Annotated in this window: 16 protein-coding genes and 1 tRNA gene; 4 read left to right on the plus strand and 13 right to left on the minus strand. The window is 68.1% G+C overall.

Annotated elements, in window-relative coordinates; all coding sequences use genetic code 11:
• Positions 1-33: 33 nt before the first annotated feature.
• The 5 genes from pgi to AACG61_RS10320 are packed head-to-tail and all read right to left on the minus strand — an operon-like array spanning position 34 to position 5,590.
• The gene (gene pgi, locus AACG61_RS10300) at positions 34-1,632 is read right to left on the minus strand and encodes a glucose-6-phosphate isomerase (protein ID WP_411837048.1); all 1,599 of its coding nucleotides are present in this window, start codon (positions 1,630-1,632) and stop codon (positions 34-36) included.
• Positions 1,633-1,641: 9 nt separating this feature from the next.
• A complete protein-coding gene (gene pgl / locus AACG61_RS10305) occupies positions 1,642-2,313 on the minus strand; it encodes a 6-phosphogluconolactonase (protein WP_411839498.1) in 672 nt (223 codons plus the stop codon).
• Between the two features lie 2 nt (positions 2,314-2,315).
• Positions 2,316-3,761 carry a glucose-6-phosphate dehydrogenase gene (gene zwf / locus AACG61_RS10310; protein ID WP_411837049.1) on the minus strand — a complete coding sequence of 482 codons (1,446 nt, stop codon included), beginning with the start codon at positions 3,759-3,761 and terminating at the stop codon, positions 2,316-2,318.
• A gap of 60 nt (positions 3,762-3,821) precedes the next feature.
• A complete protein-coding gene (locus AACG61_RS10315; RefSeq protein WP_411837050.1) occupies positions 3,822-4,361 on the minus strand; it encodes an RSP_2648 family PIN domain-containing protein in 540 nt (179 codons plus the stop codon).
• Positions 4,361-5,590, minus strand: coding sequence for an RSP_2647 family RNA methyltransferase (locus AACG61_RS10320; RefSeq protein ID WP_411837051.1), 1,230 nt, complete (start codon positions 5,588-5,590; stop codon positions 4,361-4,363). The genes AACG61_RS10315 and AACG61_RS10320 overlap by 1 nt, the downstream gene beginning before the upstream one ends.
• A 122-nt stretch (positions 5,591-5,712) precedes the next feature.
• Here AACG61_RS10320 and edd point away from each other — a divergent pair, with 122 nt between their 5' ends.
• Positions 5,713-7,515, plus strand: coding sequence for a phosphogluconate dehydratase (gene edd, locus AACG61_RS10325; protein WP_411837052.1), 1,803 nt, complete (start codon positions 5,713-5,715; stop codon positions 7,513-7,515).
• Here the strand turns inward: edd and AACG61_RS10330 are convergent.
• On the minus strand, positions 7,512-8,375 hold the full coding sequence (locus AACG61_RS10330) for a LysR family transcriptional regulator (protein ID WP_411837053.1): 864 nt from the start codon (positions 8,373-8,375) through the stop codon (positions 7,512-7,514). The genes edd and AACG61_RS10330 overlap by 4 nt on opposite strands.
• A 137-nt stretch (positions 8,376-8,512) precedes the next feature.
• Between AACG61_RS10330 and AACG61_RS10335 the strand changes: the two genes are divergently transcribed.
• A complete protein-coding gene (locus AACG61_RS10335) occupies positions 8,513-8,755 on the plus strand; it encodes a DUF1127 domain-containing protein (protein WP_411837054.1) in 243 nt (80 codons plus the stop codon).
• Here the strand turns inward: AACG61_RS10335 and AACG61_RS10340 are convergent.
• The 6 genes from AACG61_RS10340 to AACG61_RS10365 form a co-directional block, all read right to left on the minus strand.
• On the minus strand, positions 8,752-9,231 hold the full coding sequence (locus AACG61_RS10340) for a low molecular weight phosphatase family protein (protein WP_411837055.1): 480 nt from the start codon (positions 9,229-9,231) through the stop codon (positions 8,752-8,754). The genes AACG61_RS10335 and AACG61_RS10340 overlap by 4 nt on opposite strands.
• A 4-nt stretch (positions 9,232-9,235) precedes the next feature.
• Positions 9,236-9,715 (minus strand): UPF0262 family protein, encoded by a 480-nt coding sequence (locus AACG61_RS10345; RefSeq protein ID WP_411837056.1) that lies wholly within the window; start codon positions 9,713-9,715, stop codon positions 9,236-9,238.
• Positions 9,712-11,025 carry a histidinol dehydrogenase gene (gene hisD / locus AACG61_RS10350; protein ID WP_411837057.1) on the minus strand — a complete coding sequence of 438 codons (1,314 nt, stop codon included), beginning with the start codon at positions 11,023-11,025 and terminating at the stop codon, positions 9,712-9,714. Before hisD ends, AACG61_RS10345 begins: the two co-directional genes overlap by 4 nt.
• A 104-nt stretch (positions 11,026-11,129) precedes the next feature.
• The gene (locus AACG61_RS10355) at positions 11,130-11,606 is read right to left on the minus strand and encodes a DUF2948 family protein (protein ID WP_411837058.1); all 477 of its coding nucleotides are present in this window, start codon (positions 11,604-11,606) and stop codon (positions 11,130-11,132) included.
• Positions 11,607-11,609: 3 nt separating this feature from the next.
• The gene (murA, locus tag AACG61_RS10360) at positions 11,610-12,881 is read right to left on the minus strand and encodes a UDP-N-acetylglucosamine 1-carboxyvinyltransferase (RefSeq protein ID WP_411837059.1); all 1,272 of its coding nucleotides are present in this window, start codon (positions 12,879-12,881) and stop codon (positions 11,610-11,612) included.
• Positions 12,881-13,051, minus strand: coding sequence for a hypothetical protein (locus AACG61_RS10365; protein ID WP_411837060.1), 171 nt, complete (start codon positions 13,049-13,051; stop codon positions 12,881-12,883). Before AACG61_RS10365 ends, murA begins: the two co-directional genes overlap by 1 nt.
• Positions 13,052-13,188: 137 nt before the next feature.
• Between AACG61_RS10365 and AACG61_RS10370 the strand changes: the two genes are divergently transcribed.
• A tRNA-Thr gene (locus tag AACG61_RS10370) sits at positions 13,189-13,263 on the plus strand.
• A gap of 220 nt (positions 13,264-13,483) precedes the next feature.
• Here the strand turns inward: AACG61_RS10370 and AACG61_RS10375 are convergent.
• Entirely contained in the window at positions 13,484-14,152 is a 669-nt protein-coding gene (locus AACG61_RS10375) for a hypothetical protein (RefSeq protein ID WP_411837061.1), read from the minus strand.
• A 59-nt stretch (positions 14,153-14,211) separates the two neighbouring features.
• Between AACG61_RS10375 and AACG61_RS10380 the strand changes: the two genes are divergently transcribed.
• A complete protein-coding gene (locus AACG61_RS10380) occupies positions 14,212-14,727 on the plus strand; it encodes a hypothetical protein (protein ID WP_411837062.1) in 516 nt (171 codons plus the stop codon).
• The last annotated feature ends 149 nt before the right edge of the window (positions 14,728-14,876 follow it).

The raw sequence follows: 14,876 nt of genomic DNA on the forward strand, positions 1-14,876 counted from the left end.
GGGCGGCTTTCCTGTCGTGCCAGGCGGGGCCCGTCAGCCGCGCATATCGCGGATCAGCGCCGCCAGCGCCTCGGTCGAGGGGTCGTGGCCGGGGGCGGGTTCGCCCTTCAGCAGCGGCTCGACCTTGAGGGCCAGCTCCTTGCCCAGCTCGACGCCCCATTGGTCATAGCTGTTGATGCCCAGGATCACGCCCTCGACGAAGACCCGATGCTCGTAGAGCGCCACGATCTGACCCAGGGCGAAGGGCGTCAGCTGCTCCATCAGCAGCGTGGTGGAGGGGCGGTTGCCGGGGAAGACGCGGTGGCGGGCCTGACGGTCCAGCTCGGCGCCCTCAAGGCCCTTGGCGGCCATCAGGGCGCGGGCCTCGTCAAGGCTGCGGCCGCGCATCAGCGCCTCGGACTGCGCCAGACAGTTCGCGGCCAGCAGGATGTGGTGATGCGCCAGGTCCGGCTCGTGCCCGCGCGCGGCCAGGATGAACTCGCAGGGGACGCGCATCGTGCCCTGGTGGATCAGCTGATAGAAGGCGTGCTGGCCGTTCGTGCCGGGTTCGCCCCAGACGACGGGGCCCGACACGACCTCCAGATCACTGCCGTCCATGGCCACGCGCTTGCCGTTCGATTCCATCTCCAGCTGCTGCAGATAGGCGGGCAGGCGCATCAGGCGGTTGTCATAAGGCAGCACCGCGCGGGTCGGATAGCCGCAGATCTGGTGGTGCCAGATGCCGGTCAGGGCCAGCATCATCGGCAGGTTCTGCACCGGTTCGGCGGTGCGGAAATGCGTGTCCATCGCCGCGCCGCCCGCCAGGAACTGGTCGAAGGCTTCGGGGCCGACGGCCAGCATCAGCGACAGCCCGATCGGCCCCCAGACCGAATAGCGCCCGCCGACCCAGTCCTCGAAGCCGAAGACGCGATCTTCGGCGATGCCGAAATCGGCGGCCTTGGCGGCGGCGGTGGACAGGGCCACGAACTGCGCGCCCGGATCGGCGACTGACGCCGCCATCCAGTCGCGGGCGGTCTGGGCGTTGGTCATCGTCTCGATGGTGGTGAAGGTCTTGGAGGCCACGATCACCAGCGTCGTGGCCGGGTCCAGCCCCTTCAGCGTGTCGGCGATGTCGGCACCGTCCACGTTGCTGACGAAATGCGTGCGCGGCCCGTCGTGATAGGGCGCCAGCGCCAGCACCGCCATGGCCGGGCCGAGGTCCGACCCGCCGATGCCGATATTCACCACATCGGTGATACGCCCGCCCTGCCCCGCAAAGCCGCCGTCACGGACCTGGCGCGCGAAGTCCGACATCCGGGCATGGGTGTCGCGCACCGCGGGCATCACGTCCTGACCGTCGACGATCACGCTGCCCGAGAGGTTGCGCAACGCGGTGTGCAGGACGGCGCGGCCCTCGGTCTCGTTGATCTTCTCGCCCGCGAACATCGCGTCGCGGCGGGCGGCCACGGGGGCGGCCAGCTCCAGCAGCAGATCGCGGGCGCGCGCGTCGATCATCGTCTTGGAGTAGTCGAAGGTCAGCCCGTCCGCCTGCACCCGGTAATCCGTGGCGCGGTCGGCGTCGAACAGCGCCTCGATCCGGGCCTGTCCTTGGGCCTTGCGGTGATCCTTGAGGCGGTTCCAGAGTGCGGTCATGTCAGTTCCTCATTCGGCCCAATGGACGGTGGCCTGGTCAAGAAAGGCGCGGATCGGGGCATCCATCGGGTCCGATTTCTGCGCGCGCTCCAGCGCCTCGCGCTTTTCGGGGCCCATGATCAGGACATGGATGTTCAGCGCATCGGCCAGCACCGGCCGCGTGAGGGTGATGCGCGGCTCCTCCGCGCCCTCGGCGCGGATCGCCATGACGGGGGCGGCGTCGGGGGCCATCGCGGCCTCCAGATGGTCGGCGCCGGGGAACAGGCTGGCCGTGTGCATGTCGTTGCCCATGCCCAGCAGGACCACCGTCAAAGGCAGATGCGGCGCCAGCCGGTCGGCCAGCCCGTCGGTCGCCAGATCGGGCGAGACGTCGCCGGTATAGAGGTCGATATAATCCGCAGCCGCCGCCTTGTCCTTCAGCAGATGCCGCCGCAGCAGGCGCGAGTTCGAGCGCTTGTGTTCGCCATCCACCCACCGCTCGTCGCCCAGGACCACCGTGACGCGGGACCAGTCCAGATCGGCCCCCGACAGCGTCTCAAAGACCGGCGCGGGCGATGTGCCGCCCGGCACGCAGAGCGTCGCCCGGTCATGGCCGCGCAGATGCTGCGCCAGCTGCGAGGCGATGCGGTCCGCGACGGACAGGGCCAGCATCTCGCGGTCGGGATAGTCCTTGAAGTCCATGCTCATGCCCTGATCTCCCTCCAGCGACGGTTGTCGCGATGCATCAGGCGCAACGCCTCCTCGGGGCCCGAGGATCCGCTGTCATAGGGTTCGGGACGCCGCTTGCCCTCCTCCCAGGAGGTGATGATAGGGTCGGTCCAGGCCCAGGCCGCCTCGACCTCGTCGCCGCGCATGAACAGCGTCTGGTTGCCGCGGATGACGTCCATGATCAGCCGTTCATAGGCGTCGGGCATGTCCGCGCCTTCGGCCCCCAGGGCATCGGCGAAGGACATATCCAGCGGCACCTGAACCAGGCGCATGCCGCCCGGCCCCGGCTCCTTGATCATCACCTTGAGGTTCATGCCCTCGTTCGGCTGCAGGCGGATGACCAGTTCGTTGGCCTTGGGATGGCCGCTGTCGTCGAAGATCGAATGCGGCGGCTCCTTGAAGACGATGGCGATCTCGCTGGTGCGGGCGCGCAGCTTCTTTCCGGTGCGCAGGTAGAACGGCGTGCCCTGCCAGCGCCAGTTGGAGATGCGCACCTTCATCGCGACATAGCTCTCGGTCCGCGAATCGGGATCCTCGGCATCGGTCAGATAGTCGCTGCCCTCGCCCTGATACTGGCCGCGGACGATGTCGGCGGGCTCCAGCGGCTCCAGCGCGCGGATCACCTTCAGCTTCTCGTCGCGCACGGCATCGGGGTCGAAGTGATAGGGCGGCTCCATCGCGATCAGGCACAGAAGCTGCATCATATGGTTCTGGACCATGTCCCGGATCGCGCCGGACTTGTCGTAATAGCTGCCGCGTCCGGCCACGCCCACGGTCTCGGCCACGGTAATCTGGACGTGGTCCACGTATTGGGCGTTCCACAGCGGTTCGAACAGGACATTGGCAAAGCGGACCGCCATCAGGTTCTGGACGGTCTCCTTGCCCAGGTAATGGTCGATCCGGTAGATCTGCTGTTCGTTGAAATGCCGCGCCAGCGTGGCGTTCAGCGCCTTGGCGCTGGCCAGGTCGCGGCCGAACGGCTTTTCGACCACGATGCGGCTGTCGTCATCGGCGATGCCGTGGCCCGCCAGACGCTCGGCGATGTCGCCGAACAGCGCCGGCGCGACCGAGAAATAGAAGGCATGGACCGCGCCCTTGCGCATCCGGTCCTTCAGCGCCTGCCAGCCGCCCTCGCCCTTGGCGTCGATGGGGACATAGCCCAGCAGGCCCAGGAACTCGGCCAGCTGCGGGTCGTCCGGCTTGGTGCCCGCGAATTCGCAGATCGCCTTGGACGCATCCGCGCGGAAGGCGTCGTCGTCCTGGTCGGTCCGCGCCGCGCCGATGATCTGGCTGGTGGCCGGGAACTGTCCCGCCTTGAAGCGCCGGTAGAGACCGGGCAGGATCTTGCGATGGGCCAGATCGCCCGTGGCGCCAAAGATCACGAGGTCGAAGTCATCGACCGGAATGACACGAGAGACCATGCTGTCCTCCTGTTGGGTGGCGTTCGCCTTACCCCTTGTTAGCGATAACAGCAATGCCGTTCAACCTTTCACTGCACGCGCCAGCCGCGGAAGCCGACAGCGCTTCAGCATCTCGGCCATGCTCATGGCACCGCCCGCGGCCTCCGCACGGTCGCGGGCGGCCTGCAGCGCGGACAGGACCGCGGGCCGGTCGCGCGCCAGTAGATCCAGCAGAAACGCATCGGGATGGATCGCGCGCAGGCCCAGCCCGGTCATCATCCGCTGTGGAAAATCGCGCAGGTTCGCGGTGACGATCAGGGATGCGTCCCCGGCCAGCGCAGCCTCGACCACATGGCGGTCGGCAGGATCGGGAAAATCCAGGTCGATCGCCGCCTGCCCGTCAGCGGCCCGCACCGCCTGCGGAAAGCGCAGGCGCAGAAGCGCGATCTGGGCCCCCGCGACGCTTTCGGCATCAGGGCCGATGCGCGCGGCGGCGCGGTGCCATTCCTCCAGGATGCGGTCCGACCAAAGCGCGTGGTAAAGCCCCGCCTGCGCCAGATCGGTCAGGATCTCGCGCAGGATGGTGGGGAACAGCACATTGGCGTCCAGGACGGCGCGCATCAGTCCAGCCGGAAGAACAGCGCCTTGAGATAGCCCGTCTCGGCCAGCTGCGGCAGGGTCGGATGGTCGGGACCGGCCTGACCCGTATGGATCAGCACCCCGCGCCGCCCGCCGCGCCCGATGCCGCGCGCGCTCACATTGCGGAACGCGGTCAGGTCGGCCGCGTGCGAACAGCTGCACAGGACCAGATAGCCCCCCGGCGCGACCAGCGGCGCGGCCATCTTGGCGATCCGCTCATACGCGCGCAGGCCCTTTTCCAGCGCGGGCTTCGACGGCGCGAAGGCCGGCGGGTCGCAGACCACCACGTCGAAGGTCCGTCCCTGTTCGGCCAGGGCCTCCAGCGCGTCGAAGGCATCCGATTGCTGCGTCTCCAGCCGGTCCGCAGCACCCATCGCCGCCGCACCCCCCCGTGCCAGCTCCAATGCAGGCGCACTGCCGTCGATGCAGAGCGCGCTGTCGGCCCCCGCCGCCAGCGCCGCCAGGCCGAAACCGCCCACATGGCTGAACACGTCCAGGACCGAGCCGCCATCCACCAGCCGCTGCGTGAAGGCGTGGTTCGGGCGCTGGTCGAAGAACAGGCCCGTCTTCTGCCCGCCCAGCAGGTCGGCCAGATAGGTCGCGCCGTTCATGCGCACCTGGACCGGGCCGGTCGGGGCCGCGCCACGGATGACCTCCAGCCGCTCGGCCAGACCCTCCAGGCCGCGCGACCGACCCTGCCCGTTCAGGACGACCGTGGAGACGCCCGCGACCTCGATCAGCGCATCGGCGATGTCCTCGGCCATGCCGTCGGCCCAGGCCGCATTGGGCTGGATCACGGCCGCGTCGCCGAAGCGGTCGATGACCAGGCCCGGCAGGCCGTCGGCCTCGGCATGGACCAGACGATAGAAGGGCTCGTCATAGATCCGCTCGCGCATCTGCAGGGCGCGGGTCAGGCGGGCGCGCAACCAGGCGCCGTCGATCACCGCATCCGGGTCGCTGTCCATCACCCGGGCGATGATCTTGCTGACCGGGTTCACGGTCACCAAGGCCAGCGGCTGACGCTCGGCATCCTCCAGCACCGCGAGGCCGCCGGGGGGCAGCGCCTTGGTGCGGCGGTCCAGAACGGCCTCATCGGCGAAGACCCAGGGGAAGCCATGGCGGATCGCCTGCGGCTTGGATTTCGGACGCAACCGGATCACGGCGCGATCGTTGGGATGGGTGACCGGCTGGTCGTCCTGCAGTTCGCTCATGGCAAAACTCCTTTTGCGGTCGATCTGACATTTCCCACCCCTGCGCACAAGGCTGGCCACCGCCGACGGTTGCCCCGTTATCGCTAACGGCGTATAGTGCCGCAAAGCCAGAGGAGGCACCCATGACCCTTCACGCCATGATCGACCGCGTCACCGACCGCATCCGCGAACGATCCCATGACAGCCGCAGCGCCTATCTGGCCAAGATCGCCCGTGCGGCGCAGGACGGCCCGGCCCGTGCGCACCTGTCCTGCGGCAACCAGGCCCATGCCTATGCCGCGATGGACGACAAGGTCGACATGGCGACGACGCGAAAGCCCAATATCGGGATCGTGACGGCCTACAACGACATGCTGTCGGCGCATCAGCCCTTCGAACGCTATCCCAACGTGATCCGGGCCGCGGGCCGCGCGGCGGGCGCCACGGTGCAGGTCGCGGGCGGCGTCCCGGCCATGTGCGACGGCGTGACGCAAGGCCGCCCGGGGATGGAGCTGTCGCTGTTCTCGCGCGACGTGATCGCGCTGGCCGCCGGGGTGGCCCTGTCGCATGACTGCTTTGATTCGGCCCTGTATCTGGGCGTCTGCGACAAGATCGTGCCGGGGCTGATCATCTCGGCCGCGACCTTCGGGCACATCCCGGCGGTCTTCGTCCCTGCCGGTCCGATGCCCTCGGGCCTGCCCAATGACGAAAAATCGAAGGTCCGCCAGCAATTCGCCACCGGAGAGGTCGGCCGCGACGAGCTGATGAAGGCCGAGATGGCCAGCTATCACTCGGCGGGCACCTGCACCTTCTACGGCACCGCGAACACCAACCAGATGCTGATGGAGTTCATGGGCCTGCACCTGCCCGGATCAAGCTTCGTGAACCCGAACACGCCGCTGCGCGAGGCGCTGACCGTGGCCGCGGTCCAGCGCGCGGCGCAGATCACCAATCTGGGCAACGAATACACCCCCGCCGGTCAGGTGCTGGACGAACGGGCCTTCGTCAACGGCATCGTCGGCCTGATGGCCACGGGCGGGTCCACGAACCTGGTCCTGCACCTGCCCGCCATGGCGCGGGCGGCGGGCGTGCTGATCGACCTGCAGGACTTCCACGACCTGTCCGAGACTGTGCCGCTGATGGCCCGCGTCTATCCCAACGGTCTGGCCGACGTGAACCATTTCCACGCGGCGGGGGGCCTAGGATACATGATCGGGCAGCTGCTGGAGGCGGGCCTGTTGCACCCGGACGTCAAGACGATCGCCGGATCGGGGCTGGACGGCTATGTCCGCGAACCCAAGCTGGACGGCCAGGCCATCCGGTGGGAGGACGGCGCGCGCGCCACGCTGAACGACCGCATCCTGCGCCCCGCCAGCGATCCGTTCGCGGCCACGGGCGGGCTGAAGCAACTGCAGGGCAATCTGGGCCGGGGCGTCATCAAGATCAGCGCGGTGGCCCCCGAACGCCACCTGATCGAGGCGCGCGCCCGTGTCTTCAGCGACCAGGACTCGGTCAAGACCGCCTTCCGCGCCGGTGAGTTCACCGAAGACACGATCGTCGTCGTCCGCTTTCAGGGCCCGCGCGCCAATGGCATGCCGGAACTGCACTCGCTGACGCCGACCCTGGCGGTGCTGCAGGACCGCGGTCTGAAGGTCGCGCTGGTCACGGACGGGCGCATGTCCGGCGCGTCGGGCAAGGTGCCTGCCGCGATCCACGTCTCGCCGGAGGCGGCGATGGGCGGTCCGCTGGCTCGGCTGCGCGACGGCGACCGGGTGCGGCTGGATGCGGCGAACGGCACGCTGGAATGCCTGGAGGCCGATTTCGACAGCCGCGAAGCCGCCGTCTTCGACCCCAAGGACAGCCACGAGGGCCTGGGCCGGGAGCTGTTCGCGGCCTTCCGCGCCAATGCGGGGCCTGCGACGGATGGGGCGGGCGTGGTGGTCTAGGCAGCCGCCGCGACCTCGCAGACGACGCGGCGCAGATAGCCCGCGAAATCCGAGGCGGTCCGCCGCGCCGGGCCGTCCGCCACATAGACGTTCAGCCAGGTCGGCGGCAGCGGCGGCAGCGCGCCGCCGTGTTCGACATCCTCCAGCCCCGCCTGCGGGATGCCGCGGGGGCGCACGGTGACGCCCAGATCGGCGGCGGCCAGGATGTGCCAGTTCTCGTCCCCGCCCTCGCCCGCCGGATGGGTCCAGGCGATCCCGGCCGCGTCCAGCGCCGCGATGGCCGCCGGGTAATAGGCGCAATGCGACGAGGTCGCCAGCGCCAGCGGCCTGTCCTGCCAAGCGGCACCCCCGACGGCCCCCACCCAGGCCAGATCGACCTTGGCCAGATGGATCGCGCCGGGCGGGGTCTCGAATTCGGTGGTCAGGATGATGTCATGCTCGCCCCGCCGCATCTGCGCGCGCAGGTCCTTGGTGCGGGCGTCGCGCATGAACAGCTGGACGCGCGGAAAGTCGGTGCGGAACGCGCGCACCGTCTGTGCCACCTTGGCGAACAGCCAGTCGCTGCTGAGCCCCACCCGCAGCTTCTGTTCCGGCTGAAGCCCGGTGAAGCGCGACAGGATGGCGTCGTTCAGCGCCACCAGCTTGCGGCTCTCGCCCAGCAGGTCCTGCGCGAAATCCGACAGGATCACGCCCCGCCCGGCCTTGGCCAGCATCGGGCGGCCGAACACCTCCTCCAGGCGCTTCATCTGCATCGACAGCGCGCTCTGCGTCATGTTCAGCGCCTCGGCGGCGCGGGTCACCGCACCATATTCGGCTACCGCCTGAAGCGATCGCAAGGTGCCGACATCCAGATTGCGCATCGTCCAGTTTCCCTGATGGATTGCATCACAACCATTCGTTTCACAAATACCGCGCCGGGCCGTAATCATCAACATGAAAGATGATGCAAAGACAATTCATCTATCATGTTGATGATAAAGATCACGGAGCCTGAACCATGTCGCCCAAGACCGCCCTGCTGAACGTCGTGACCGGTCACGGCATCCTGCCCCGCCCCTGGTGGCTGGAGCGGGCGTTGACCATGTTCGACGTGCGCCGCACCCGCATCGACCTGTCCCGCCTGTCGGACGAACAGCTGCGCGACATCGGCCTGACCCGCGACGAGGTCATCGCCGAGATGGCCCGCCCCCTGTGGGACGTGCCCGCGCATTGGCGCCGGACGGGCGATGCGCGCTGCTAGGCCGGATCGCCGCCGGCTTCGGTCCGCGGCGGGCCGAAGCGGGCGCGCATCCGCGTCTCGATCTGGTCGCGGGTCTGGCGATAGGCGGCCAGGCGCGCCTCGCGCCCCTCGGCCAGGCCGGTCGGGTCCATGATGGGCCAGTACTCGACCTCCAGATGGGCATGGCGCGTCATCTCCAGCGCCATGCGCTGGCTGGCGGGCGACAGCGCGACGATCAGGTCGAACTGGCTCAGGTCGTCGCCCCAGTCCTCCATCTCGTCGAAGCTGCGGCTGCGGTGGTTGGCGATGGTCACGCCGATCTCGTCGCAGACGGCGATGGCGAAGCCGTCCACCTCCATGTCGTTCCTGACGCCCGCCGACTGGACATAGGCGGCGCGGCCGTAGAACTTCTTCATCATCCCCTCGGCCATGGGCGAGCGGATGGAATTGTGGTCGCAGCAGAACAGAACCGACGAGGGGATCTTGTCCTGCGCCATCGGGTCAGGCCTGCGGGATCAGCGCGCAGATCAGGGTGAACAGGCGCCGCGCCGTGTCGATGTCCAGCCCGGCCTTGCCCTCCAGCCGCTCCTGCAGGGTGCGGGCGCCCTCGTTGTGGATGCCGCGCCGGGCCATGTCGATGGCCTCGATCTGCGCGGGCGGCAGGCGCTTCACGGCCTCGAAATAGCTCTGGCAGATCTGGAAGTAGTCCTTGACCACCTGCCGGAACGGCCCGAGCGACAGGTGGAACTCGGCCACCTTGGTCGCGTCCTCGGCGGTGACGTCGAAGACCAGCCGCCCTTCGCGGATGCACAGCTCCAGCACGAAGGGACCGTCGGGCGCGGGCTGGCCGTCGCGGGCCGGGACCGTGAAGCTGTTATCCTCGATCAGGTCGAAGATCGCGACGCGTCGCTCCTGCTCCATCTCGGGCGTGGCGGGCGGGATGGCGCTGTCGTCGATCTCGATCCGGATGATGCGCGTCATTCATGCGGTCTTTCGTTCAAGGTCCCAAGCCGAGCCTGAACCGAAGCGCCATGCGCCTGCAAGCCCTCCGATGCGGCCAGACGCACGGCGGCCGGTCCGATCGCGGCCAATGCCCCCGGCGTCAGCCGCGCCATGGTCGTCCGCTTGAGGAAATCCATCACCGACAGGCCCGAACTGAACCGCGCCGAACGCGCCGTGGGCAGGACGTGATTCGGACCGCTGACATAGTCGCCCACCGCTTCGGGCGTGTGCGCGCCCAGAAAGATCGCGCCGGCATGGATGCATTTCGCGGCCAGCGTCTCGGGGTCTGCCACGCACAGCTCCAGATGCTCGGGCGCGATGCGGTTGGACAGGGCCGCCGCCTGATCCAGGTCCTCCACCACGATCAGCGTGCCGTAATCGCGCCAGCTGGCCCCCGCGATGGCCGCGCGCTCCAGCGTCGGGATGATCCGCTCCACCTCGGCGGCCACGGCGCGGGCCATGGCCGGATCGGTGGTGATCAGGATCGACTGCGCATCGGCGTCATGCTCGGCCTGCGCCAGCAGGTCCCAGGCCAGCCATTCGGGATTCTGCTCGCCATCGGCGATGACCAGGACCTCCGACGGGCCCGCGATCATGTCGATGCCCACCCGGCCAAAGACCTGCCGCTTGGCCGCCGCGACATAGGCGTTGCCCGGCCCGGTGATCTTGTCGACAGGCTGGATGGTGTCGGTGCCGTAAGCCATCGCCGCCACCGCCTGCGCGCCGCCGATGCGATAGATCTCGTCCACGCCGGACAGCTGCGCGGCCAGCAGGACCAGCGGGTTGATCACCCCGCCGGGCGTCGGCACGCAGATGACCAGCCGCTCCACCCCCGCGACCCGCGCGGGGATCGCGTTCATCAGCACGCTGGAGGGATAGGCCGCCTGCCCGCCCGGCACATAGAGACCCGCCGCCGAAACCGCCGACCAGCGCCAGCCCAAGGTCGCGCCCTCGGGGTCGGTCCAGCTGGCATCCTCGGGCATCTGCCGGGCGTGATAGGCGCGGATGCGCTCGGCGGCCAGCGCCAGGGCGGCGCGGTCCTCGGGCGTCACGCGGGCCACCTGCTCGGCGATCTCCTCGGGCGAGAAGCGCAGCGTCGCGGGCGTCAGGTCCAGCCGGTCGAAGCGCAAGGTCAGATCGCACAGCGCGGCATCGCCCCGCTCGCGCACGTCGCGGATGATCGCCGCGACCGCGTCGTTCACATCGGTCGAATCCTCGCGCTTGGCGCCCAGCATGGCACGAAAGCCCTGTTCGAAATCGGCATCGGCGCTGTTCAGAAAGACCGGCATCTTCATTCCCTTCATGTTCCTGCGCGCCCTACCCCGCGCCCCCGGCCGGCTCAAGCGCCGGGGCGCGGACAGGATGCCGCGGGCCGTCTACCTGCGGCCCGGCCTCAGTCCGGATGCGCCGGCGCCTTGCCCGAGACCGCCCGATGCGGGCGCGTCACGTCGTGCAGGTCCAGGTTGATGCATTCGACATCGACCAGGATCGTGCCGTCGCCCGCGAAGTCCAGCGACAGGCGGCCGGTGCCGTCCTCTCCGCCCTGCCAGCGGATCGCCAGCAGCGACAGGACCGTGTCCGCATCGCGGCCGACGCCGTCACTGACCACGCGCATCACGTCGCCGATGACCAGCACGGAGCGCACGCGCTCGAACTCGCGGCCTTGGGCCTGGGCCTCGCCCGCATCCTCCCACCGGAAGCGCGTGACCAGCAGCGCCAGCCGCCGCGCGCGCGCGTCATGGGTGATGTCGGCCCCGGTCAGCACCGCGTCCTGCACCAGCGTCGACAGGATGCGCAGATCGACCTCGTCCTCGGCCCTCAGGGCCAGCGGCCGGGGGTCGGCATCGGCGAAACGGGCATCCTGTGGCATGGATCACTCCTCCTTGACGCGTTCGATATGGGCACCCACGCCGCGCAGCTTGCGCACGACATGCTCGTATCCGCGATCCAGGTGATAGACGCGGCTGACGGTGGTCTGGCCTTCCGCGGCCATCCCCGCCAGGATCAGGCTGACCGAGGCGCGCAGGTCGGTCGCCATGACCGGCGCCCCGCGCAGCTTCTCGACCCCGGTGACGGTCGCATGACCGCCGTGAACCTCGATCTGCGCGCCCATGCGGGCCAGTTCGGGCGCATGCATGAAGCGGTTCTCGAAGATCGTCTCCTCCAGCACCGACGTGCCTTCGGCCATGCACATCACCGCCATGAACTGCGCCTGAAGGTCGGTCGGGAAACCGGGGAAGGGCTCGGTGCGGACATTCACGGCGCGCACGCGACCGTTTTTGCGCGCGACCTTCAGGCCGCGCTCGGTCTCCTCGACGCTGATCCCGGCCTCGTCCAGCTTCTCGCAGAAGGCGGCCAGCAGGGCGATCCGCCCGCCCAGCAGCTCGACCTCGCCGCCGCACATGGCGGGCGCCAGCATGTAGGTGCCCAGCTCGATCCGGTCGGTGACGACGCGATGCGTCGCCCCGTGCAGCGCCTGCACGCCCTGAATGGTGATGGTGCCGGTCCCCTCGCCCTCGATCTGGGCGCCCATCGCGCGCAGGCACTGGGCCAGATCGACGATCTCGGGTTCGCGCGCGGCATTCTTCAGCACCGTCGTGCCGCGTGCCAGCGTGGCCGCCATCAGCGCGTTCTCGGTCGCACCCACGGACACGACCGGAAATTCGAAGACCGCGCCCTTCAGCCCGCCCGCCGGCGCCTTGGCATGGACATAGCCATCACGCAGGTCCAGCGTCGCGCCCATCGCCTCCAGCGCGCGCAGATGCAGATCCACCGGCCGCGCGCCGATCGCGCAGCCGCCCGGCAGCGAGACCTCGGCCACGCCGTCGCGCGCCAGCATCGGCCCCAGCACCAGGATCGAGGCGCGCATCTTGCGCACGATGTCGTATTCCGCCCGGTGGCTGGTCATCGCATGGCTGGACAGGGCCAGAACCTGGCCCTCCTGGAGGCTCGCCACCTCCGCGCCCAGAGAGCCCAGCAGCGCGGTCATGGTGCGGATGTCGGACAGGCGCGGCGCATTGGTCAGCGTCAGCGGCTGGTCCGTCAGCAGCGTCGCGGGCATCAGCGTCAGGCAGGCGTTCTTGGCGCCCGCGATGGGGATCTCCCCGTGAAGCGGGCCGTTCCCCGTGACGATGATCTGGTCCATCAGCTGTCCTTGCCTGTCTCGCCGCCCGCGTCCGGGGCGGTCTCGTTGTCGGTCCGTCCGGCCCGCGCGCGCGCCTGCGCCTTGCGGCGTGCCAGATTCGCGCGCAGCGCCTCGCGCAGGCGCTCCTCGCGGTCGGACGATGCAGGCTTGTCACGGTTGCGGTCGGTCATGGCAGATCTGTTAGCGCCGCGCGCGCCTCCCGTCCAGCAAACGCACGCGGCCTTGGCCGTCATTCGCCAAAATCGCGAAAATTCGCATCCACCCCCTTGCGCGCCTCCGCGGCATTGTCTAAACGCCGCCTCACGATGCTGTGGTAGCTCAGTGGTAGAGCACACCCTTGGTAAGGGTGAGGTCGAGAGTTCAATCCTCTCTCACAGCACCATCCCAACCCTCCCATATGAAAATGCCTTGTTTTGTGGGCCTTGGTTCCATTTCTGGTGCCGGAGCAAGTGCATGAATGAAGGTTGCGACATGGCGGGATCACGACGTCACCGGAAGGGAAAGAACGGCCGCTTCCGGGCGCGGATCGCCATTCCCGAGGCCTGCGACCCTTCCTCCGCGGAAGGACACAGCCGACGGAACACTTGGGAGGAGACCGCGTCCTAGCATCGCGGAATCACGCCGCCGCCGACCCGGCCTAAGTCTGCCTTCCCATGACCCCGGAAATCATCCAGTAGCTTGCACACCGGCATTACGACCAAGTCATCTCGTATTACGATGCGAAACAGGAGCGCATGCCAAGCCTCGAAAATCAGCAGGCCGAGTGTGCTCAATTCACGCAGAAGATCGAGACAGGTGAGGTCGGTGACAGCGAGGACCCCGTCGGTACCATAATGGCGCAGACGGATTATGAGCTGATGAGAGGCGAGCACGACGGACGTCTGCTCCGGTCGCGCATGGAGGCTCTCTAGGTCAGGCTCGGCGCCGGAGACTACACACTTGTCGAGATCAGTACAGATCGCGCCGTCGAGGAGCATTCGCTTGCAGCTGCGCGCGGGTTTCAGGATCGGCAAATGCTTTCGGCCGCGGTGGTTCGGGCAGAGATTGCGGCACTCACGCAGACCCTCAAGCGTGATGCAGGGAACTTCGAAGGCCGATCCGTCGACCCGCTCCTGCAGCCAACGCACCGTCCAGTCCTCGCACAGACGCGGATCAGCCTGCAGCGTCTCTTCGCGGACGACATCCTCTCGCAACAGCAGTTGGGAAAACACTGTGACGGGGGTACGAACTGGAACCTCGCAATCGCCGACCTGCGAAAATTTTGCGGTCATCACGATGCCGGGAGGATTGGCGTGACGCGCTGCTCTCGTCGTGCAAGACACCGAAAACGGTGTCCGACAAGTATCTGGCAGCAGTCCGGGCCGTTCTGAAATGGGCGCATTATAACGACCGCCTGCCGCCGAATGAGGCGTCCAGCGTCCAACAGCAGGTTCCACGAACTATCCAGATGCGCGAGAGAGGCTACAGCACTCTCGAAGCGACACGTATCTTCGAGGCCGCGCATCACTACCAGCCACCGCATCGGAAGAACCCGGCAAACCAGGAGCGGTCGTGGCTCTCGGATGCCAAACGATGGGTGCCGCTGCTGGCAGCCTTCTCGGGCGCGCGTCCCACCGAACTCACCCAGCTTCGAGAGGAGGATCTCCGCATCGAGGCCGGCAGGTGGATCATGCGCATCACCCCTGAGGCGGGATCAATGAAGACGGGACAGTTTCGCGACGTGCCTTGGCATCCGCAGCTGGTGTCAATGGGATTCGCAGATTTCGTCACAAAAGCCGCAGCTGGGCCACTGTTTCATCGGGCACCTTCGCCGGAGAACTATGTTTTGAGCGCGGGCGATATTTGATGAGCTCAGCAAATTGCTGAACCGCTTGGGGCTGGCGCCTGACGGTCTTCAACCGAACTATGGCTTTCGCCACAGGTTCAAGACGTTGGGCCTTGAGCAGGGCGCACCAGTTCGTGCCCTCGACGCGATCCAGGGTCATCCGGGAAGGA

The organism is Paracoccus sp. ME4, assembly GCF_046736325.1.
In the GTDB taxonomy this organism is placed as follows: domain Bacteria; phylum Pseudomonadota; class Alphaproteobacteria; order Rhodobacterales; family Rhodobacteraceae; genus Paracoccus.

Excerpts from the sequence above, each read along its gene's own strand:
- AACG61_RS10375 (WP_411837061.1), bottom strand. The coding sequence starts at position 14,152 with ATGACCGCAAAATTTTCGCAGGTCGGCGATTGCGAGGTTCCAGTTCGT.
- pgl (WP_411839498.1), bottom strand. The coding sequence starts at position 2,313 with ATGGACTTCAAGGACTATCCCGACCGCGAGATGCTGGCCCTGTCCGTC.
- AACG61_RS10365 (WP_411837060.1), bottom strand. The coding sequence starts at position 13,051 with ATGACCGACCGCAACCGTGACAAGCCTGCATCGTCCGACCGCGAGGAG.
- AACG61_RS10355 (WP_411837058.1), bottom strand. The coding sequence starts at position 11,606 with ATGCCACAGGATGCCCGTTTCGCCGATGCCGACCCCCGGCCGCTGGCC.
- zwf (WP_411837049.1), bottom strand. The coding sequence starts at position 3,761 with ATGGTCTCTCGTGTCATTCCGGTCGATGACTTCGACCTCGTGATCTTT.
- AACG61_RS10340 (WP_411837055.1), bottom strand. The coding sequence starts at position 9,231 with ATGGCGCAGGACAAGATCCCCTCGTCGGTTCTGTTCTGCTGCGACCAC.
- edd (WP_411837052.1), top strand. The coding sequence starts at position 5,713 with ATGACCCTTCACGCCATGATCGACCGCGTCACCGACCGCATCCGCGAA.
- AACG61_RS10315 (WP_411837050.1), bottom strand. The coding sequence starts at position 4,361 with ATGCGCGCCGTCCTGGACGCCAATGTGCTGTTCCCCACCATCCTGCGC.
- murA (WP_411837059.1), bottom strand. The coding sequence starts at position 12,881 with ATGGACCAGATCATCGTCACGGGGAACGGCCCGCTTCACGGGGAGATC.
- pgi (WP_411837048.1), bottom strand. The coding sequence starts at position 1,632 with ATGACCGCACTCTGGAACCGCCTCAAGGATCACCGCAAGGCCCAAGGA.
- AACG61_RS10320 (WP_411837051.1), bottom strand. The coding sequence starts at position 5,590 with ATGAGCGAACTGCAGGACGACCAGCCGGTCACCCATCCCAACGATCGC.
- AACG61_RS10335 (WP_411837054.1), top strand. The coding sequence starts at position 8,513 with ATGTCGCCCAAGACCGCCCTGCTGAACGTCGTGACCGGTCACGGCATC.
- AACG61_RS10330 (WP_411837053.1), bottom strand. The coding sequence starts at position 8,375 with ATGCGCAATCTGGATGTCGGCACCTTGCGATCGCTTCAGGCGGTAGCC.
- hisD (WP_411837057.1), bottom strand. The coding sequence starts at position 11,025 with ATGCCGGTCTTTCTGAACAGCGCCGATGCCGATTTCGAACAGGGCTTT.
- AACG61_RS10345 (WP_411837056.1), bottom strand. The coding sequence starts at position 9,715 with ATGACGCGCATCATCCGGATCGAGATCGACGACAGCGCCATCCCGCCC.